This window comes from Pseudomonas sp. S3_C06 (assembly GCF_054667675.1).
Genome location: NZ_CP162747.1, coordinates 1,691,992 through 1,709,742 on the forward strand (window position 1 = coordinate 1,691,992; position 17,751 = coordinate 1,709,742).

Annotated in this window: 18 protein-coding genes and 3 pseudogenes; 8 read left to right on the top strand and 13 right to left on the bottom strand. The window is 60.4% G+C overall.

Going from position 1 to position 17,751, the window contains the following annotated elements:
- Positions 1 to 31 precede the first annotated feature (31 nt).
- From AB4N44_RS07275 to AB4N44_RS07285, 3 genes are all read right to left on the bottom strand, one after another.
- Entirely contained in the window at positions 32 to 988 is a 957-nt protein-coding gene (locus AB4N44_RS07275) for a quinone oxidoreductase family protein (protein WP_460109514.1), read from the bottom strand.
- Positions 989 to 1,019: 31 nt separating this feature from the next.
- Positions 1,020 to 1,193 carry a DUF1427 family protein gene (locus tag AB4N44_RS07280; protein WP_007969534.1) on the bottom strand — a complete coding sequence of 58 codons (174 nt, stop codon included), beginning with the start codon at positions 1,191 to 1,193 and terminating at the stop codon, positions 1,020 to 1,022.
- A gap of 224 nt (positions 1,194 to 1,417) precedes the next feature.
- Positions 1,418 to 2,200: an AraC family transcriptional regulator gene (locus tag AB4N44_RS07285; protein WP_127929066.1), complete on the bottom strand. Its 783-nt coding sequence runs from the start codon at positions 2,198 to 2,200 to the stop codon at positions 1,418 to 1,420.
- 136 nt (positions 2,201 to 2,336) lie between these two features.
- Here AB4N44_RS07285 and AB4N44_RS07290 point away from each other — a divergent pair, with 136 nt between their 5' ends.
- Together AB4N44_RS07290 and AB4N44_RS07295 are read left to right on the top strand one after the other, a co-directional pair.
- Positions 2,337 to 2,564 carry a DUF6555 family protein gene (locus AB4N44_RS07290; protein ID WP_150751180.1) on the top strand — a complete coding sequence of 76 codons (228 nt, stop codon included), beginning with the start codon at positions 2,337 to 2,339 and terminating at the stop codon, positions 2,562 to 2,564.
- Between the two features lie 39 nt (positions 2,565 to 2,603).
- Positions 2,604 to 2,876 carry a hypothetical protein gene (locus tag AB4N44_RS07295; RefSeq protein ID WP_095121132.1) on the top strand — a complete coding sequence of 91 codons (273 nt, stop codon included), beginning with the start codon at positions 2,604 to 2,606 and terminating at the stop codon, positions 2,874 to 2,876.
- Between the two features lie 23 nt (positions 2,877 to 2,899).
- On the opposite strand, the gene AB4N44_RS07300 is transcribed toward AB4N44_RS07295, so the two are convergent.
- The 3 genes from AB4N44_RS07300 to AB4N44_RS07310 all read right to left on the bottom strand — a co-directional run bounded on the left by AB4N44_RS07300 (position 2,900) and on the right by AB4N44_RS07310 (position 4,957).
- Positions 2,900 to 3,067 carry a metallothionein gene (locus tag AB4N44_RS07300; RefSeq protein ID WP_150751181.1) on the bottom strand — a complete coding sequence of 56 codons (168 nt, stop codon included), beginning with the start codon at positions 3,065 to 3,067 and terminating at the stop codon, positions 2,900 to 2,902.
- Positions 3,068 to 4,015: 948 nt separating this feature from the next.
- Entirely contained in the window at positions 4,016 to 4,468 is a 453-nt protein-coding gene (locus AB4N44_RS07305) for a DMT family transporter (protein ID WP_460109510.1), read from the bottom strand.
- A gap of 3 nt (positions 4,469 to 4,471) precedes the next feature.
- Positions 4,472 to 4,957 carry a DMT family transporter gene (locus tag AB4N44_RS07310; RefSeq protein ID WP_150651597.1) on the bottom strand — a complete coding sequence of 162 codons (486 nt, stop codon included), beginning with the start codon at positions 4,955 to 4,957 and terminating at the stop codon, positions 4,472 to 4,474.
- A gap of 113 nt (positions 4,958 to 5,070) precedes the next feature.
- On the opposite strand from AB4N44_RS07310, the gene AB4N44_RS07315 reads away from it, so the two are divergent.
- The gene (locus AB4N44_RS07315) at positions 5,071 to 6,006 is read left to right on the top strand and encodes a LysR family transcriptional regulator (RefSeq protein WP_460109507.1); all 936 of its coding nucleotides are present in this window, start codon (positions 5,071 to 5,073) and stop codon (positions 6,004 to 6,006) included.
- Positions 6,007 to 6,214: 208 nt separating this feature from the next.
- On the opposite strand, the gene AB4N44_RS07320 is transcribed toward AB4N44_RS07315, so the two are convergent.
- The 3 genes and pseudogenes from AB4N44_RS07320 to AB4N44_RS07330 form a co-directional block, all read right to left on the bottom strand.
- Positions 6,215 to 7,036, bottom strand: a complete 822-nt coding sequence (locus AB4N44_RS07320; RefSeq protein WP_410479232.1) for a methyl-accepting chemotaxis protein — start codon at positions 7,034 to 7,036, stop codon at positions 6,215 to 6,217.
- Between the two features lie 84 nt (positions 7,037 to 7,120).
- Positions 7,121 to 7,897 (bottom strand): annotated as a pseudogene (locus tag AB4N44_RS07325) (cache domain-containing protein); the annotation flags it as partial.
- A 202-nt stretch (positions 7,898 to 8,099) separates the two neighbouring features.
- Positions 8,100 to 9,416, bottom strand: a complete 1,317-nt coding sequence (locus tag AB4N44_RS07330; RefSeq protein WP_095121127.1) for a Na+/H+ antiporter family protein — start codon at positions 9,414 to 9,416, stop codon at positions 8,100 to 8,102.
- A 1,528-nt stretch (positions 9,417 to 10,944) separates the two neighbouring features.
- Here AB4N44_RS07330 and AB4N44_RS07335 point away from each other — a divergent pair.
- Together AB4N44_RS07335 and AB4N44_RS07340 are read left to right on the top strand one after the other, a co-directional pair.
- Positions 10,945 to 11,091, top strand: a pseudogene (locus tag AB4N44_RS07335) (HAMP domain-containing protein); the annotation flags it as partial.
- Between the two features lie 102 nt (positions 11,092 to 11,193).
- Positions 11,194 to 11,949: a methyl-accepting chemotaxis protein gene (locus AB4N44_RS07340; RefSeq protein ID WP_371044236.1), complete on the top strand. Its 756-nt coding sequence runs from the start codon at positions 11,194 to 11,196 to the stop codon at positions 11,947 to 11,949.
- A 341-nt stretch (positions 11,950 to 12,290) separates the two neighbouring features.
- On the opposite strand, the gene AB4N44_RS07345 is transcribed toward AB4N44_RS07340, so the two are convergent.
- From AB4N44_RS07345 to AB4N44_RS07360, 4 genes are read right to left on the bottom strand one after another with little or no spacing between them, the layout of a single operon-like run.
- Positions 12,291 to 13,604 carry a sensor histidine kinase gene (locus tag AB4N44_RS07345; protein ID WP_127929075.1) on the bottom strand — a complete coding sequence of 438 codons (1,314 nt, stop codon included), beginning with the start codon at positions 13,602 to 13,604 and terminating at the stop codon, positions 12,291 to 12,293.
- Entirely contained in the window at positions 13,601 to 14,269 is a 669-nt protein-coding gene (locus AB4N44_RS07350) for a response regulator transcription factor (RefSeq protein ID WP_016986295.1), read from the bottom strand. The genes AB4N44_RS07345 and AB4N44_RS07350 overlap by 4 nt, the downstream gene beginning before the upstream one ends.
- 3 nt (positions 14,270 to 14,272) lie before the next feature.
- A complete protein-coding gene (locus AB4N44_RS07355) occupies positions 14,273 to 14,584 on the bottom strand; it encodes a PepSY domain-containing protein (protein ID WP_038362521.1) in 312 nt (103 codons plus the stop codon).
- Entirely contained in the window at positions 14,584 to 14,892 is a 309-nt protein-coding gene (locus AB4N44_RS07360; RefSeq protein WP_455807019.1) for a PepSY domain-containing protein, read from the bottom strand. Before AB4N44_RS07360 ends, AB4N44_RS07355 begins: the two co-directional genes overlap by 1 nt.
- Positions 14,893 to 15,135: 243 nt before the next feature.
- Between AB4N44_RS07360 and AB4N44_RS07365 the strand changes: the two genes are divergently transcribed.
- The 3 genes and pseudogenes from AB4N44_RS07365 to AB4N44_RS07375 all read left to right on the top strand — a co-directional run bounded on the left by AB4N44_RS07365 (position 15,136) and on the right by AB4N44_RS07375 (position 17,678).
- Complete coding sequence (locus tag AB4N44_RS07365) at positions 15,136 to 16,215, top strand: patatin-like phospholipase family protein (RefSeq protein ID WP_127929077.1); 1,080 nt, start codon at positions 15,136 to 15,138, stop codon at positions 16,213 to 16,215.
- Positions 16,216 to 16,300: 85 nt separating this feature from the next.
- Positions 16,301 to 16,657 (top strand): 6-carboxytetrahydropterin synthase QueD, encoded by a 357-nt coding sequence (gene queD, locus AB4N44_RS07370; protein ID WP_007915588.1) that lies wholly within the window; start codon positions 16,301 to 16,303, stop codon positions 16,655 to 16,657.
- A 201-nt stretch (positions 16,658 to 16,858) separates the two neighbouring features.
- Positions 16,859 to 17,678: pseudogene (locus AB4N44_RS07375) on the top strand (alpha/beta fold hydrolase).
- Positions 17,679 to 17,751: the final 73 nt, after the last annotated feature.

Sequence of the window (17,751 nt, forward strand, 5' to 3'; positions counted from 1 at the left end):
GGCTCGCTCCCACAGGTTTTTTTGGGGTATGTCAGGGGATAAGTATGACCTTGTCGCCACTGCCTTGATTGACGTCGGCGTAGCGCGCCAGGCCATCAGCCAACGGCGCCTCGACCAACCCTTGCGGCAACGGCAACAACCCTTCATCAAAGAACCGCCCGAACTGCTCCAGCATCGCCGCACAGGCTTCTACGCCATACAGCAGCGAATTGATCCCGACCACCGAACCGCCCTTGCGATACAGCGCCAGTGCCGGCAATTGCACATGCCCGTCCACCGGCGCGGCGATGATCGCGATCCGTCCGAAGGTGGCCAATGCCGCCACCGACGCCGGCAACCAGAAACCGGTGGTGTCGAAGATCACATCGGCGCCGCCGCGATACACCGCATTGACTTGCGCACCGAGGTCTTCGGGTTTATCCAGCTGAATCGTCTTATAGCCCTGCGCATGCAACTCCGCCACCTGCTCCGGGCGCCGCGCCGCTGCCAGCAACTGCGCGCCACGCACTTTTGCCAGCGCCAATGCTGCCGTGGCCACCGCACCGCCACCGATCACCAGCAAACGTGTTTCAGTCTTTACCAGACTGCGTTCCAGCGCATCCCACGCCGTCGTGTACGGCACGCCGAGGCTGGCGGCCTGAGTGAAACTCAGGTGCGACGGTTTGTGCGCCACGCCATTGGCCGGCAGTTTGACGAATTGCGCGTGAGTGCCGTCGGCGAAAAAGCCCAGCTCACGGCCAGTGCCCCAGACTTCCTGACCGATCAAGGCCTGCGGGCCTTCGACGACAACGCCGGCGAAATCGCGGCCGGGAATCCGTGGCAGCGTGGTGTACGGAAAACGGCCGAGGACGTTTTTCACATCGCTGGGGTTGAGGCCGGCCGCCTTGATCTGCACCAGCACTTCGTCAACGCCGGGTACCGGGGTCGGTACCTCGACACAGCGCAAGGAAGACAGGTCGCCGGTTTTATCGAATTGCAAAGCTTTCATGGACACATCCACCGAAGGAGAAAAAGGGAATTCAGGACAACCAGCCCGCGACCAGTTGCCGGCCCATCGGCCACAGCTGCTCACCGGCCAACATGCCGAGTAAACCGACCAACGCGATGGCCGGTGGCGCCGGAGAACGGAAATCCAGCGCGCCGTAGAGCAGGCCGACGCCGAGACCGATGGCCAGCGAAATCAGGTAGTTCATGGGGAGTCACTCCGCCGCTTGAAGGGAATGGGCAGAGTTTAGGGAACCGGCCGGGATGGCATCGGCCAAGGACTTCTGAATTTCGGACAAGTATCGGATGCACACCACAGAACCCTGTGGGAGCGAGCTTGCTCGCGAACGCGGTGTGTCAGTGAAGGATGAGTCAGCTGACCCACCGCATTCGCGAGCAGGCTCGCTCCCACATTGGATCTGCGCTGGTTTGATTAATCCTGTTCCACTACGAATTGTGAGGGGGCGACACCCAATTCACGGCGGAACATGTCGCTGAAGCTACTGGGTGAATAGCCGAGCTCCCGGGCAATCACACTCACCGCCACGCCCTGAATCAACTCCGCCACCGCTGTCGCCAGTTGCACCTGCCGCCGCCATTCGGCGAAACCCATGCCGAGGCTGTCCTTGAACAACCGCGCCAGGGTGCGCACGCTGGCTCCGGCATTTTCCGCATGTTGCTCGAATGGAATCGCCAGCGACGGCGCCGCCATCACCGCCTGACACAGATTCATCAAGCGCCGGTCGGAGTCGTCCGGCAGCGGGATCTTCAACTGCGAACGCCTTGCGCGTTTCAGCTCCAGTAACGCCAACCCGACCAACGCCTCGTAATACGCCGGATCACCGCTATCACCCTGCTCCACCAGCCCGACAATCAATTCGCGCAGCAAACCGCCGACCTCGATCACCTGCACCGTCTGATCCAGCGTCGCCGCCAACGCCGGGCGCAAGTAGATATTGCGCATCTGCAGATCCGAAACCACCCGAATCCCGTGCGGCACGCCGGGCGGCAACCACACCGCCCGCTGTGGCGGCACCACCAACGCTTCGTGCGGCGTCTCGACCCACATCACCCCGCTCATCGCATACAGCAACTGGCCCCAGACATGCTCATGCGGCTCGATAAACAAGCCACGCGGATAGGTGCGCGCCACACGTTGCACGGGCACATCGGTATCACTGAGATCGGGCGGTGCGGCAAGGGCCATGACGGGCATTCATTGGGGTTGGCGGGAACGCCATGGTAACCAGTGCGCCACGGCGTCGCCAACGATAGAGACCGTCGGACAATCCGAATGAATTTTCCCGGTGCGCCGCGATCCCTCTATTACCACAGGGAGGAATACGGGCTTTATGAACAACGCAAAACTCTATGTCATCGAATACACCCTTCACGGCACGCCCAAGTCGTTCATTATCCGCTCGGAAAAAATGGACAACACCGAGGCGTGGCATTGGGCGAGTTGCGACGCCGGGGTCGGCCGCATCCCGCGCTTTGGCCGTGAGAAGGTGCAGAAGACCAGCAAACCGATGGCGGAAAAATTCGGCGTGGAAAACGTCGTGTGGCGACCGACCAGCTAAGCTCAGCCTGGCGATCGGCATCATTCGGGGGAATGCACAATGACCAATATCAGCAGCCCGGCGCATCTGGACTACGGCCTTGATACGTTGTTCGGGCGTATCACCAAAAGCGTGGATTGCCGCGTTGGGCTGGAGGCGGTCGAGGATGATCCGTTTCGCTTTGCGCTGCGGGTGCCGGCACCGCTGCCGGAAGACCTCGACCAGGCGAAAACCGTGGTGGTCAGGGTTGAAGGGCGAAGGCTGCAAGGTACGGTAAGGCATGCGGAGCGGCTGGATGATGAGAGCCTGAAACTGGAAGTGGAGCCTGATTAGGCTCCACTTTTTTATGGGTGCTGTTATTTCGAATCCCCGCAGTGACAACCTTTGCTGGAACACGCTTTGTCATCCTTGTGATGGTGGGCGCAGGCTTCGCAGCAATAGTGTTTGCCGTGGACGGCGTAGGCATGTTCGCCTTCCTTGATGGTGCATTTGCAGTTGGGACAATCGCATTTTCTATCGGGCATGGGGCAGACTCCTTGGGTGGGGGTTGTCTGGGGCTTGAAGGGCAAGCCTTAATAACCAGTGTAGGAGCTGCCGGAGATTTGGGGATTTGGGGATTTGGGGGGTTGGGGGCATATCCGTTGCGGCGGGTGTTGCCGCTGGCGGTTTCGCTCTTACAGCGACTCACTTTTTCAAACGCCAAAAAGTAAGCAAAAGGCTTTGCCCCTGGCGTACGGCACTTCGCTGAGGCTCAGTGTTCCCTCGCTACGGTGTCCATCCGGGGGCATCGCCTACGGTTTGCTTCGCTGCACCTCCTCTCGATGTATGCGGCTTCGCCGCACGGCGCTACGCGCCTACCCCCCGGATGAACACCTACGCTCGGCCTGCCGATGGGGCAAAAGATCAAAAGCCAAAGCCAGATCAAAAGCCGGATCAAAGCCAGATCAAGAGCCCCTCACCCTAACCCTCTCCCGGAGGGAGAGGGGACTGACCGAGGTGTTTGGGAGAGTTACGCCGACGTGCGATACCGAGTCGAACTCAGACTTTGAAAAGCCCAAAAATCGGCTCCCTCTCCCTCGGGAGAGGGCTGGGGTGAGGGGAAGCACCACCACAAATCCAAAGCCGAACACCCACGCTCTTCACCACTCAATAGGCCGAGTGTCAGCTCGCCTGCTCTTGATCTTGATCCACGGGCGACGTCGGAAGGCTGAGTGGAGGGATTGATCCGGGCGTGGGAGCGCAGCGACCGTTTGGCGCAGCCAAACACAGCGAGAGGAGGTGCAGCGCAGCAAACCGTAGGCGCTGCGCCCGGATCGATCCCGTAGCGAAGGAACCCCGAGCCCCAGCGAGCGGGCCGCACGTAGGAGCAAGCCTTTTTGGTTACTTTTTCGGCGTCTGGAAAAAGTGACCCGCCGTAAGGGCGGAACCCTAATCAGCAACACCCGAAGCAACGGATATGCCCCCAATCCAAATCACTCAGCAGCACGCGAACTGCGATACATAAACACCAAAGCTCCCCCCAAACACACCATCGCCAAAATCCGCGAACCAGACAGCTCAATCGCCGGATTCCCCAACCAGCCAAAATTATCAATCAGCATCCCCATCCCCAACTGCCCGACAATCACCGCCACCGTCGCCACAGCCGTCCCCACCACCGGCACCGCCCCCACCATCACCATCATGTACACCACGCCAAACAGCGCCCCGGTCAACTGCCACTTCGGCACATCCAAAAGACTCACCGCATGCGCCGGCTCAAAAAACAAAATCAGCAAACCGGTCAAAACCGCGCCCACAACAAACGTCAGCAAACTACTGCGCAACACCCCAACGCTCTCGCCCAGACGCCCATTGATCGCCGCCTGCACACTCAACACCGCACCGGCCAACACCACCACCGCCAACAAAATAATCAGACTCATCACTCACCCCCGCGCAATCAAAACCAAAGCCACCACAATCAACCCCAACGCCAGCCACCGCTCGGCATTGACCTTCTTGCGAGTCGCCCCGAACCAACCGAAATGGTCGATCAACACACTCTTGCCAACCTGCCCGGACAAGATCGCAATCATCGTCATCGCAATGCCGATATGCGGTGTTGCCAGGGTCAGCACCACCACATACATCGGTCCCAGAAACCCGCCGATCAACTGCCAGCGCGGCAGATCAGTCAGGGCCGGGCCTTTTTGCGGGCCAGCGAACAACAGCAGCAAAAACAGAATCGCCGAGCCAACCCCGAAGATGCTCAACGTCGCCCACAGATGCCCGACCTGCACACCCAACGGCCCGAGCAACCCCGCCTCCACCGATAACCCCATGCCCGCCAGAATCACCAGCGGCAGTAACAACAGGCGCAGCCCCGCCTTCTTCACCGGCGCCGCAACGGCGACCTCATCCAACGTCTGCATAAACAACCTTCCACTCAAGTAAACGATGGCGCGGATTATCGGCTGGCGAAGCTGTGCGATAAATGGGAGCATCCGGACAACACTTTTGCGCAACTCGCACAGCAGGACGAACGATGCACGGGCTAAACGAACTCGGATTCAAGGCACTCAGGCTGTTTGTCGCGGTACTCGACCACGGCAGTTTTTCCGAAGTCGCCCGCCGCGAAGGTGTGGCGCCCTCGTCGATTTCCCGGCAGATTCAATTGATGGAGCAAGCGCTGAACCAGCAATTGCTTTACCGCCACACCCGCGCCGTCACGCCGACCGAAGCCGGGCGCATGCTCGGCCATCATGCGCGGCTGGTGCTGATGCAACTGGAAGAAGCCGAACAGGCGTTGCAGGAACAGCAAAGCGAACCCACCGGTCTGGTGCGCATCAACGCCCCGGTGGTGTTCGGCCAGCGGCATCTGACGCCATGGCTGGGCAAGTTGTGTGCGCGTTATCCGAAGCTGCAACTGGATATCCAGCAGACCGACCACTACGTCGATCCATTGCAGGAAGGCGCCGACCTGCTGTTCCGCATCGGCCCGTTGCACGACTCGAGCATGCAGGCGCGGATTCTCGCGCCGCATCGCTTTCAGGTCGCGGCCAGCCCGGCGTATCTCAAGCGCCACGGTACGCCGCAAAAACCCGAAGATCTGGCGCAACACCAATGCCTGGCTTACAAAGGCGCGACCGGCCAGCAACGCTGGTTTTTCCGCCGTGATGGCGAGGACTGGACGCCCTATTCGGTCAAAGGCCCGATCACCGGCAACCACGCCGACACCCTCACCCAAGCCGCTGAACAGGGTTTGGGGCTGGTGATGTTTCCGTCTTGGCTGATTGGTGAAGCGGTGCGCGACGGCACGCTGGTGCCGGTGTTGGGGGAATATCAGGTGTCGAACAGTCTGGAGCCGCAGCAGATTGCGGTGTTGTGGCCGGGGAGCCGCAGGTTGTCGGTGAAGGTGCGGACGGTGATTGATTTCTTTGTCGAATGCTTTGGCGAAGTGCCCTACTGGGATCGACCTTGAGTCTTTGAAGATCAAAAGCCCCTCACCCTAGCCCTCTCCCGGAGGGAGAGGGGACTGATTGGGGGATGCTGTGGAACTACGCCGACCTGAAACAGCTTTACCGAATCCATAATCGACTGAATCTTTCAGGTCGATGTATGACGCAAGACACCTCGGTCAGTCCCCTCTCCCTCCGGGAGAGGGCTAGGGTGAGGGGCTTTTCAAGCTGTCAGATCCGGAACTGACCCACGAGTTTGCCAAGGCGCTGCCCCAACTCCGCCAGACTGCGCGAAGTCTGCGCACCCAACTGCGTTTCATCGGCCACGCTGTCCACCGCCACCGCAATCTGATGCACGCTGCGGTTGATCTCTTCGGCCACCGCCGTTTGCTCTTCCGCCGCACTGGCAATCTGCGCGTTCATCGAGTTGATCGTCGCAATCAACGATGCCATCGCATCCAGCGACGCCCCGGCCTGATTGGCCTGTTGCGAAGTACCGTCACCCGCCTCGCTGGACCGGCGCATCGCCTCGACCGCCGACTGCGTGCCCGCCTGCAAGCGATCGATCATCCCCTGAATTTCCTGGGTGCTGATCTGCGTGCGGCTGGCCAATGCCCGCACCTCATCCGCCACCACGGCAAAGCCGCGCCCGGCTTCACCGGCGCGCGCCGCTTCAATCGCGGCGTTCAGCGCCAGCAGGTTGGTCTGTTCGGCGATCGAACGAATCACCCCGAGCACACCAACAATCGAGGTCACGTCCTGCTGCAAGCTATCGAGCGACACGCCGCTGCTGCGAATGTCATCGACCAAGGCATGAATCTGTTTGATGCTGCCCGCCACCACACGCTTGGCGCTCTGGCCTTCTTCGTCCGTCTGCTGGGCGGCGACGGCGGCGTTCTGCGCGCTCTTCGCCACTTCCTGTGCGGCGGCGGACATTTCATTGATCGCCGTGGCGACCTGATCGGTCTCATGGCGCTGACGCTCCATCGCCTGATCGGAACGCTGGGCCTGATCGGACACTTGCGTCACCAGCCCAGTCAGTTGCGTGGTCATCTCGGTGATCTGCCGCACCAGACCATGGATCTTGTCGACGAAGCGATTGAACGAGCCGGCCAGTTCGCCGAGTTCATCCTGGCTGGTGATATTCAGTCGACGGGTCAGATCGCCCTCGCCTGCCGCGATGTCATCGAGGTTGGCTTTCATCAGGGTCAACGGACGCAAAATGGTATTGGCCAGCAGCATTCCCGCCGCCGCGATCACCAACAGCACCACCACGGCCACGCCGACGATGCTCAGCACCACGCCTTGCATGCGTTCCTGCACTTGGGTTTCGACCTGTGCGACTTGCGCTTCAATGCCGTCAAGGTTGACCGACGTACCGACCGCCATGTCCCATTTCGCCAGATATTCGGTGTAGCCGAGTTTCGGCACCAGCACCTTGGCATTGCCAGGCAGTGGCGAGCTGTACTGCAGATAGTGCGTGCCGTCCTTCGCCACTTTCACCAGACCGAGATTGACGTAGACGCCGTTCGGGTCGCGGTTGTCCTTGAAGCTTTTGCCCACGCCTTCGGGGTCATTGGCCTTGAACAGGCGTACGGTCTCGGAGTCGTAGCCGAAGAAGTAGCCGTCCTTGCCGTAGCGAATACCCGAAAGCAACCTGATCGCCTGCGCCCGCGCCTCGTTGTCACCCGGCGCGGCCGCGTCGTACAGCGGTTTGATCGTGGTCATGGCCACGGCGACGTAACTTTGCAGGGTGGCTTTGGCATCGCCGAGCAGGCGCTCGCGGGTCTGTTCGACCTCTTTGTGCGCTTGTTCCTGGAGGATGAACAGCGTGGTCAGGCTGATGACCAGCGCAAAGAGCAACACCGGGAGAACGGCGAGGGACAGGACTTTAGCCTTGAGGCTCAGGCGCATTTTTGGGGCTCACTCTTTTGGTTTTATTGGCGTGGTTAAAGGCTTTAACGGCACGCCAGATCAAAAGTTGAGCTTCGATATGAGGATCGTTCCCACGCTCTGCGTGGGAATGCAGCCCCGGACGCTCCGCGTCCAACAACGTGACGCAGAGCGTCACAAGAGGCATTCCCACGCAGAGCGTGGGAACGATCACCGGCGGGGTTCAGAGGACCATCGCGGCCACCCAGCCGAACGCCAGCAGCGGCAGGTTGTAGTGCAGGAACGTCGGCACCACGGTGTCCCAGATGTGGTGATGCTGGCCGTCGATGTTCAGACCGGAGGTCGGACCGAGAGTCGAATCCGAGGCCGGCGAACCGGCGTCGCCCAGCGCACCAGCGGTACCGACGATGCACACGATAGCGATCGGGCTGAAGCCCAGTTGCACGCACAGCGGCACGAAAATCACCGCCAGAATCGGTACGGTCGAGAAGGATGAGCCAATGCCCATGGTCACCAGCAACCCCACCAGCAACATCATCAAGGCACCGATGCCCTTGCTGTGATCGATCCACGCCGCCGACGTTTGCACCAGCGTCTGCACTTCGCCGGTAGCCTTGATCACTTCGCCGAAACCGGAAGACGCGATCATGATGAAGCCGATCATCGCCATCATCTTCATGCCTTCGGTGAACAGATCGTCGGTCTCACGCCACTTGACGATGCCGGACGCCGAGAAGATCAGGAAGCCAGCCAGCGCCCCGATAATCATCGAGTCCAGCAACAACTGAATAATGAACGCGGCGGCAATCGCCACACCGGCAATCATCAGGCTGAGCGGGTTGTACTGCACCGCGACCTGTTCAACCTGCTCGATCTTCGCCAGGTCGTAAACGCGTTTTTTGCGATAACTGATAAACGCAATGCCCAGGCCCACCAACATGCCCAGCGCCGGAATACCCATGGCGTGGGTGACATTGATGCCGCTGATGTCGACGCCGCTGCGCGCAACATTCGCCAACAAAATCTCATTGAGAAAAATGTTACCGAAACCTACCGGGAGGAACATGTACGGGGTGATCAGACCGAAGGTCATGACACAGGCGATCAGGCGGCGGTCGAGTTGCAACTTGGTCAGTACATAGAGAAGTGGCGGTACCAGCAGCGGAATGAACGCGATGTGGATCGGCAGGATGTTCTGCGAAGCGATCGCCACGACCCACAGCAAGCCGATCAGCAGCCATTTGACGCTGCCACCGCCGGTCGCATGCTGGCGATCAACCATCGCCAGCGCCTTGTCAGCCAGCGCGTGGGCCAGGCCCGACTTGGCAATCGCCACGGCGAAAGCGCCGAGCAACGCGTAGGACAACGCCACCGTCGCCCCGCCGCCCAGGCCGCTGTTGAACGCCTTGAGCGTGGCATCGATGCCCAGACCACCGGTCAGGCCGCCGACCAGCGCGCCAACGATCAAGGCGATCACTACGTGCACGCGGGACAGGCTGAGAATCAGCATGACGCCGACTGCCGCTATGACTGCATTCATTTCACTACCTCAAAAAACACTGCGGTGGAAAACCGACCGCCAGACAGAATGAGTCCGCCAGCGTTTGATTGGCGGATTTGCAAAGAGGGTCTTATTAGAAGGGCGCGCACTGTGCCGCAGCGAACTTCCCTTGTCAAAGCCGACACCGCCTCCAGTGATCGTTCCCACGCTCTGCGTGGTAACGCCTCAATCGACGCTCTGCGTCCGCTTTGGGACGCGGAGCGTCTCGGGCTGCATTCCTTTGCTGCGCGTGGGAACGATCAAGAACAGGGTTTCCAGCCCCCGGATGCGGCAATTGGTCATATTGTGTTTCAAGGATAAAGAATGCCGAAACGCGGCCGTTACAGTGCAAAGTCTCAGATATTTATCGAATAAGGACGTCTCCATGTCGCTCAGACAACTTTCCATCCAATGGAAAATCACCCTGCTCGCCGGCCTCTGCCTGGCCGGTATCGTGACCCTGTTGGTCGGTCTTTCGCTGTATCGCATGGAGCACAGTTCTGCACTGGTGAAAGCTTCGAGCATGGAAATGCTCACCGAGTCGGCGCAAGCGCGCATCGAGTCGCAAGGCGAAGTGCAGGCTACCGGCATCCGCCAGCAGTTCATGGACGCCTATCAGTACGGCCACGGTTTCTCGCGCCAGGTTTTGTTCCTGCGCGAGCAGGCCGAGAAGCGTTTTCTCGATGCTTTCGATCTGCGTGAAGACATGACCCGTCAGGTCAAATCGGCGTTGCAAGCCAACCCGGAGCTGCTCGGCCTGTCGCTGGTGTTCGAAGCCAACGCACTGGACGGCAAGGATGAACTGTTCGCAGGTCAGGCTGAACTGGGCAGCAACGACAAGGGCCGCTTCGCCCTGTACTGGTCGCAACCGACCCCAGGCAAAGTCACCTCGATGGCCCTGCCGGAAAGCGACATGGCCGACACCAGCACCGGCCCCAGCGGTCAGGCGGCCAACGCCTGGTTCACCTGCCCACGCGCCACGCTCAAGCCGTGCGTGATCGAACCGTACTTCTATGTGATCGACGGGCAGAAGGTGCTGATGACCAGCATCGTCTTCCCGCTGATGGTCAACGGTAAAGTCATCGCCTCGCTGTCGGTCGACATCAACCTCAACAGCCTGCAAGCGATCAGTCAAGGCGCGAGCAAGAAGCTCTATGACGGCCAGACCGCCGTGAGCATTATCAGCCCCGCCGGCCTGCTCGCCGGTTACAGCCCGGATGCCGGCAAACTCAGCCAGCGTCTGGATGCCGTGGACACGATCAGCGGCGCCGAACTGCTGAGCAAACTCGCGTCCACTTCCAGCGTGAGCAGCCTGCACAGCAAAGGTCAGTTGAAAGTGCTGTCGCCGTTCCCGCCGATTCCCGGCGGCCCGGCGTGGGGCGTCTTGCTCGATGTGCCAGAGAAAGTGCTGGTCAGCCGTGCCGAAGCGCTCAAGCAACAACTGGATGCCAGCAACACTTCCGGCACGCTGATCGAATTGAGCCTGGGCGTATTGGCCGCGTTGATCGGCCTGCTACTGGTGTGGCTGATGGCACGCAGCGTGACCAAGCCGATCCTCGGCGTGGCGCACATGCTCGAAGACATCGCCAGCGGCGAAGGTGATCTGACCCGTCGCTTGGCCTACGACAAAAAGGACGAACTCGGTCAACTGGCCGGCTGGTTCAACAAGTTCCTCGACAAGTTGCAGCCGATCATCGCCGAGGTGAAACGCTCGGTGCAGGACGCGCGCAACACCGCCGATCAGTCCTCAGCGATTGCGACCCAGACCAGCGCTGGCATGGAACAGCAATACCGTCAGGTCGATCAGGTCGCCACCGCGTCCCACGAAATGAGCGCCACTGCGCAAGACGTCGCCCGCAGCGCCGCGCAGGCTGCCGAAGCGGCCAAGGATGCCGATCGCGCTACCCGTCAGGGCCTGACCGTGATCGACCGCACCACCGCAAGCATCGACACCCTCGCCGCCGACATGAGCGCAGCCATGGTGCAAGTCGAAGGCCTTGCCGCCAACAGCGAGAAAATCGGCGCCGTGCTGGAAACCATCCGCGCCATTGCTGAACAAACCAATTTGCTGGCGCTCAACGCCGCGATCGAAGCGGCCCGTGCCGGTGAGGCCGGCCGTGGTTTTGCCGTGGTCGCCGACGAAGTGCGCAACCTCGCGCGCCGCACGCAAGAGTCGGTGGAAGAAACCCGTCAGGTGATTGAGCAGTTGCAGAGCGGTACGCAGGATGTGGTCGGTTCGATGGGCAACAGCCATCGTCAGGCTCAGGGTAGCGTTGAACAGGTTGGCCAGGCTGTGACTGCGCTGCGTCAGATTGGTGATGCGGTGACGGTGATCAGCGACATGAACCTGCAGATTGCCAGCGCCGCTGAGGAGCAGAGTGCGGTGGCCGAGGAGATCAACAACAACGTGGCGACGATTCGCGATGTCACCGAGTCGCTGTCCGGGCAGGCGAATGAGTCGGCGCGGGTGAGTCAGTCGCTCAATAGTCTGGCGAATCAGCAGCAGAGTTTGATGGATCAGTTTCGGGTGTGATTCGAAGGTTGTGGGGTGTCAGTTGGATTCCCCCCTCACCCCAGCCCTCTCCCCCCAAGGGGGGCGAGGGGGAAAGGGAGCCGATCTCCATGTCATTCAAAACCTGAGTTCGACTCCATATTTCAGATCACGATGATGCTTTCAAAACCTGAGTTCGGCTCAGCATTTCAGATCACGAGGATGCTTTCAAAATCTGAGTTCGGCTCGGTATTTCAGATCACGAGGATGCTTTCAAACCCTGAGCTCGACTCGGTATCTCACGTCGGCGTACCTCTCCCAAACAACGCGGTCAGTCCCCTCTCCCTCCGGGAGAGGGCTAGGGTGAGGGGCTTCTAGAAGGCTCACCGCCGAGGCAACTCGATCACCACCTTCAACCCGCCCCACTCACTCTCGCCCAACACCAGCAACCCGCCCCAAGTGTCGACGATGTCGCGCACAATCCCCAATCCCAAGCCATGCCCGTGAGTCTGTTCATCCAGCCGCGTGCCACGACTGAATACCTGAGCGCGCTGTTCTTCGGGAATCCCCGGGCCGTCATCTTCCACGCTCAAGGCAAAGCCATCCGTGCGTTCGATCACACTCAGGCGCACCTCGGCATCCGCCCATTTGCAGGCGTTGTCCAAAAGATTGCCGAGCAATTCGAGCAAATCCTCACGATCCCACGGCAACTGCAACCCCGCCGGCGCGACATAACTCAACGCCAAATGCTCGCCGTGAATCATGTTCAACGTAGCGAGCAACCCCGGCAGTTCCGCGTCACAATCAAACAGCGCGCCCGGCAACGCATCCCCGGACAGTCGCGCACGGTTCAGTTCGCGATTGAGCCGTTGTTGCACCTGCTCCAGCTGTTCTTTGAGCACCTTGCGCAACTCAGGATGAGCATCGAGTTTTTCACTGGACGCCAGGCTCAACAACACCGCCAGCGGCGTTTTCAACGCGTGCCCGAGATTGCCCAAGGCATTGCGCGAGCGCTTGAGGCTGTCTTCGGTGTGCGCCAGCAAATGGTTGATCTGCGCCACCAGCGGTTCCAGCTCCACCGGCACCTGATCATCGAGTTGCGAACGCTGGCCTTGCTGCAATTGCGCGATCTGTTCGCGAGCCCTTTCCAGCGGTTTCAACGCGCGGCGCACGGTCAAGCGCTGCAAGAACAGAATCAACAACAATGCCGCCAAACCGAGGCCGAGGCCGATCTGACGCATGCGCTGAAAGCTCTCGCGCACCGGCGTGTAATCCTGCGCGACGCTGATCGAAATCGACTGGCCCAAGCGTCGATAATCCGAGCGCAGCACCAGCAACTGCTGACCGTCCGGGCCCAGTTGCAGATTGCTGTGCAGCCCGGGATGGTCGAGCAACGGCAGATCCTGATCCCACAACGAACGCGAGCGCCAATGGCTGTCGGCAAAATCGATACGGAAATAATGCCCGGAAAACGGTCGCTGATAGGCCGGCGACAGATGCCGCTCATCCAGTTGCAAGCCTTGCGGTCCGCGCACCAATGCCACCAGCAGACTTTCGCTGTCGTTGCGCAGACCCGCTTCGAGATAGCGCTGCAAACCCACTTCGAACAACCACAGACTGGTTTGCGCCAGCACCACGCCGACGATCACCATGACGCTGATCAACCCCAGGCTCAAGCGGCGCTGGATTGACCTCACGAAGCTTGCCCGCCGAACAGGTAACCCTGGCCGCGACGGGTTTCGATCACGCTTTTGCCGAGCTTGCGGCGCAAGTGATTGACGTGCACTTCGAGGACGTTGGAGTCACGTTCGGTTTCACCGTCGTAGAGGTGTTCGGCGAGGTGGCTTTTGGAGAGGATCTGTTCCGGGTGCAGCATGAAATAGCGCAGCAGGCGGAATTCAGCGGCGGTCAGTTGAATGTCGGCGCCATCGCGAACCACGCACTGACGGCCTTCATCCAGATGCAGCCCCGCAGCCTGCAAGGTCGGTTGATTGGACTGGCCCTTGGAGCGGCGCAACAGCGATTGAATGCGCAACTGCAACTCTTCGGGGTGAAACGGTTTGGTCAGGTAATCATCGGCACCGGCCTTCAGGCCTTCGATGCGCTCGGCCCAGGAATCGCGCGCCGTGAGGATCAGCACCGGAATCGCCAGGCCGCCGGCACGCCACTGCGCCAGCACCTCAAGCCCCGGCACACCGGGCAGGCCGAGGTCGAGAATGATCAGGTCATACGGCTCGCTGCTGCCCTGATACAACGCATCACGACCATCCGCCAGCCAATCCACCGCGTAGCCTTGACGTTGCAGGCCGGCGAGCAGTTCGTCGGCCAGCGGTACGTGGTCTTCCACCAATAGCAAACGCATCGATCAATCTTCCTTGTCTTTCACAAGTTCGCCGGTATCGGCCTTCAAGTGCAGCTCACGGGCGACACCTTCGACGGTCAGCAGCTCGACTTCATAAATGTAGACGTCGTGTTTTTCTTCCAGCTCGACTTCCAGCAGTTTTGCGCCGGGATAGCGATCCATCGCCTGCTGCAGCACTTGCTCCAACGGCAGGATCACGCCCTTCTCCCGCAGACTCAGGGCCTCGTCCTGATCGAGGTCGCGGGCCATTGCTGCCGAGCAGAAAATCACCAGCGCCAATGCCGTACGGCTAGTGGCGCGAACATTAACCTTCATTACTTATCCTGATGATCCTTGAGAACCTGCCCAGTCACCGCGTCTAATTCCAGATCCCAATCGACGCCCTGCGCATCGCGCATTTCGATCTGGTAGATGTACTTGCCGTACTGCTCTTCCAGCTCGGTGTCGGTGATCGTCGAACCCGGGTGTTTGGCCAGCGCGGCGGCGTTGAGCTTCTCGAAGGAGACGATAGTACCAGCGTCGCGCAGACGCAGGGCTTCGTCAGGACCGAGATCGCGGGCGTGGGCGAGGCTGGCAGTGAAGCCGATGATCGAAGCAATGGACAGGGCAGTCAGGGTTTTCATGGGGTCTCCGTATTTTTATATGTTGCTTTACGGTGGGCACCTTAGCGGGATGAACTTAACTGAAACTGAATTGCCATCATTGCTCCAGCTCAACACATGCCCCCGTGTAGGAGCTGCCGCAGGCTGCGATCTTTTGATCTTGTCTTTTAAAAACAAAATCAAAAGATCGCAGCCTGCGGCAGCTCCTACAGGATTTTGCAACATGTGCTTATAATTGTTCGCTTGCTAACGATTGAGACCGGTATGACCGCCATCCACATCAAATTCCCCGCCCTCACCCTCAAGGCCGGCCCGCGCGCCATGGCGCGTATTCGTGCGCAAGGCCTGAACGCTGCCGACGTCGGCACCCTGCCCGGCGCCGCCGGTGGGCCGAAGGCGTTGGGGATTCAAGGGCTGGATCTGGCGTTGTTCGGCGAATGGCTGCCGAGCGCACCGCGTGAACGCTCGCTGATCGGCGCCTCGGTCGGTTCCTGGCGCTTCGCCAGCGCGTGTCTGCCGGACGCCGCCGAAGGCATCCGGCGCCTCGGTCAGTTGTACGCCGAGCAGAACTTCAACAAAGGCGTGACCATGGCCGAGATCAGTCAGAGCTCGCAGCGCATGCTCAACGACCTGCTCGACGGCCGCGACGCGAGCATCCTCGACAACGCCCATTACCGCTTGAACATCATGGTGGTGAAAAGTCAGGGACGTCTGGCCGATGACCATCGCGGGCGCCTCGGTCTGGCGCTGGGCTCGGTGATTGCCGACAACTTGCGCGGTCGCGCGCGGCTGTCGCGGCACTTCGAACGCCTGATCATCCACGACCCACGCCTCGCCCCGCCGGTCAATGCGCTGAACGATTTCCCGTCGCGCTTCGTCGCCCTGAATGCCGGCAACCTGCGCCAGGCCCTGCTCGCCTCGGGTTCGATCCCGATGGTCATGGAAGGCGTGCGCGATCTGCCGGGCGCCGGTGCCGGCACGTTCCGCGATGGCGGTCTGCTCGATTATCACCTCGACCTGCCGTACAGCGGCGACGGCATCGTGCTCTATCCACACTTCACCGACCGGGTGATTCCGGGCTGGTTCGACAAGACCCTGCCATGGCGCAAGGCCTCAGTGGAACGCTTGCAGGACGTGCTGTTGCTCGCGCCATCCAAGGAATATCTGGCGCGCCTGCCCTACGGCAAACTGCCCGACCGGAATGACTTCAAACGCTTCATGGGCGATGCGCCGGGCCGGCAGAAATACTGGCACGCGGCGATGGACGAGAGCCGTCGCCTTGGCGATGAATTCCTTGAACTGACTGCCAATGGTCGCCTCGCCGAGCGCTTGCTGACCCTTTAGTCAGCACGGCCAAACACAAGCTGGTAAACTCGCCGCCTGCCCGAATCGCTGCGGCGAACGCCATCTGAACAGAGCCAAAAATACCGTGGAAATCTTCAAAGAGTTTACCTTCGAATCCGCCCACCGCCTGCCGCACGTCCCGGACGGCCACAAGTGCGGGCGTCTGCACGGTCACTCGTTCAAAGTGGCGCTTCACCTCAGCGGCGACCTCGATCCGCACACCGGCTGGATCCGCGATTTCTCCGAAATCAAAGCGATTTTCAAGCCGCTGTACGAGCGTCTCGATCACAACTACCTGAACGACATTCCCGGTCTGGAAAACCCGACCAGCGAAGTACTGGCCAAATTCATCTGGAATGAAATGAAGCCGTTGCTGCCGGAACTGAGCGCGATCCGTATTCACGAGACCTGCACCAGCGGTTGTATCTATCGCGGTGAGTAACTTCTGACACCCCAACTATCCCTGTGGGAGCGAGCCTACTCGCGAAAGCGGTGTGTCAGCCGACATTGATATCGACTGATACGCCCTCTTCGCGAGCAGGCTCGCTCCCACAAGGAAACAGTGATTTGCCAGAGAACAGCCTTCACGGCTGTTTTTTTACGCCTATGCTTTTTGGCTCCCACCCGCCAAGAGGACAGGCCGATGACAGACTGGCTGCTGGATCAGGTCTTTGACTTCAACGGGCACCACATTCGTTACGCCGTGCGCGGCGACGGCCCGCCGCTGGTGTTCGTGCATGGCACGCCGTTTTCGTCATACGTGTGGCATCGGATCGCGCCGCACTTTTTCGCCACGCATCGCGTGCATTACTTCGACCTGCTGGGTTATGGACGCTCCGAACAACCCGACGCCGACGTCTCTCTCGGTGTGCAGAACCAACTGTTGGCCCAACTGCTCGATCACTGGAATCTGCAACGCCCGGACGTGGTGGCCCACGACTTCGGCGGCGCCACCGTGCTGCGCGCGCATCTGCTCAACGGCAAGGATTACCGCAGCCTGACCCTGATCGACCCGGTGGCGCTGACGCCGTGGGGTTCGCCATTCGTGCAGCATGTGCGTCAGCATGAAGCGGCCTTCAGCGGCCTGCCCGACTACATCCAGCGCGCCATCGTGCCGACCTATATTCGCGGGGCGATTCACCGCGATATCCCCGACGACGAACTCGCACCCTACGTGCAGCCATGGCTCGGCGATCCCGGGCAAGCGGCGTTCTATCGGCAGATTGCGCAGATGGACGAGCGCTATACCCGTGAGGCCGAAAGTTTGTACCCGACGATCCGCTGTCCGGTACAGATTCTCTGAGGCGAAGACGATCAGTGGATTCCCATCGAAACGTGGTCGAGCGTTACATCAAATGATCCCGGGATCACAATTCCACCCGATTGCCAACGCCGGCCACCTCGTCCAGGAAGACGCCCCCGAAGCCATCGTCGCTGCCCTGATGCGATTTCTCTCACCTTGATCGTTCCCACGCTCTGCGTGGGAATGCCTCAACGGACGCTCCGCGTTCGGCTTTGGAGTGGGACGCGGAGCGT

Excerpts from the sequence above, each read along its gene's own strand:
- AB4N44_RS07275 (WP_460109514.1), bottom strand. The coding sequence starts at position 988 with ATGAAAGCTTTGCAATTCGATAAAACCGGCGACCTGTCTTCCTTGCGC.
- AB4N44_RS07280 (WP_007969534.1), bottom strand. The coding sequence starts at position 1,193 with ATGAACTACCTGATTTCGCTGGCCATCGGTCTCGGCGTCGGCCTGCTC.
- AB4N44_RS07285 (WP_127929066.1), bottom strand. The coding sequence starts at position 2,200 with ATGCCCGTCATGGCCCTTGCCGCACCGCCCGATCTCAGTGATACCGAT.
- AB4N44_RS07290 (WP_150751180.1), top strand. The coding sequence starts at position 2,337 with ATGAACAACGCAAAACTCTATGTCATCGAATACACCCTTCACGGCACG.
- AB4N44_RS07295 (WP_095121132.1), top strand. The coding sequence starts at position 2,604 with ATGACCAATATCAGCAGCCCGGCGCATCTGGACTACGGCCTTGATACG.
- AB4N44_RS07300 (WP_150751181.1), bottom strand. The coding sequence starts at position 3,067 with ATGCCCGATAGAAAATGCGATTGTCCCAACTGCAAATGCACCATCAAG.
- AB4N44_RS07305 (WP_460109510.1), bottom strand. The coding sequence starts at position 4,468 with ATGAGTCTGATTATTTTGTTGGCGGTGGTGGTGTTGGCCGGTGCGGTG.
- AB4N44_RS07310 (WP_150651597.1), bottom strand. The coding sequence starts at position 4,957 with ATGCAGACGTTGGATGAGGTCGCCGTTGCGGCGCCGGTGAAGAAGGCG.
- AB4N44_RS07315 (WP_460109507.1), top strand. The coding sequence starts at position 5,071 with ATGCACGGGCTAAACGAACTCGGATTCAAGGCACTCAGGCTGTTTGTC.
- AB4N44_RS07320 (WP_410479232.1), bottom strand. The coding sequence starts at position 7,036 with ATGACCACGCAACTGACTGGGCTGGTGACGCAAGTGTCCGATCAGGCC.
- AB4N44_RS07330 (WP_095121127.1), bottom strand. The coding sequence starts at position 9,416 with ATGAATGCAGTCATAGCGGCAGTCGGCGTCATGCTGATTCTCAGCCTG.
- AB4N44_RS07340 (WP_371044236.1), top strand. The coding sequence starts at position 11,194 with ATGGAACAGCAATACCGTCAGGTCGATCAGGTCGCCACCGCGTCCCAC.
- AB4N44_RS07350 (WP_016986295.1), bottom strand. The coding sequence starts at position 14,269 with ATGCGTTTGCTATTGGTGGAAGACCACGTACCGCTGGCCGACGAACTG.
- AB4N44_RS07355 (WP_038362521.1), bottom strand. The coding sequence starts at position 14,584 with ATGAAGGTTAATGTTCGCGCCACTAGCCGTACGGCATTGGCGCTGGTG.
- AB4N44_RS07360 (WP_455807019.1), bottom strand. The coding sequence starts at position 14,892 with ATGAAAACCCTGACTGCCCTGTCCATTGCTTCGATCATCGGCTTCACT.
- AB4N44_RS07365 (WP_127929077.1), top strand. The coding sequence starts at position 15,136 with ATGACCGCCATCCACATCAAATTCCCCGCCCTCACCCTCAAGGCCGGC.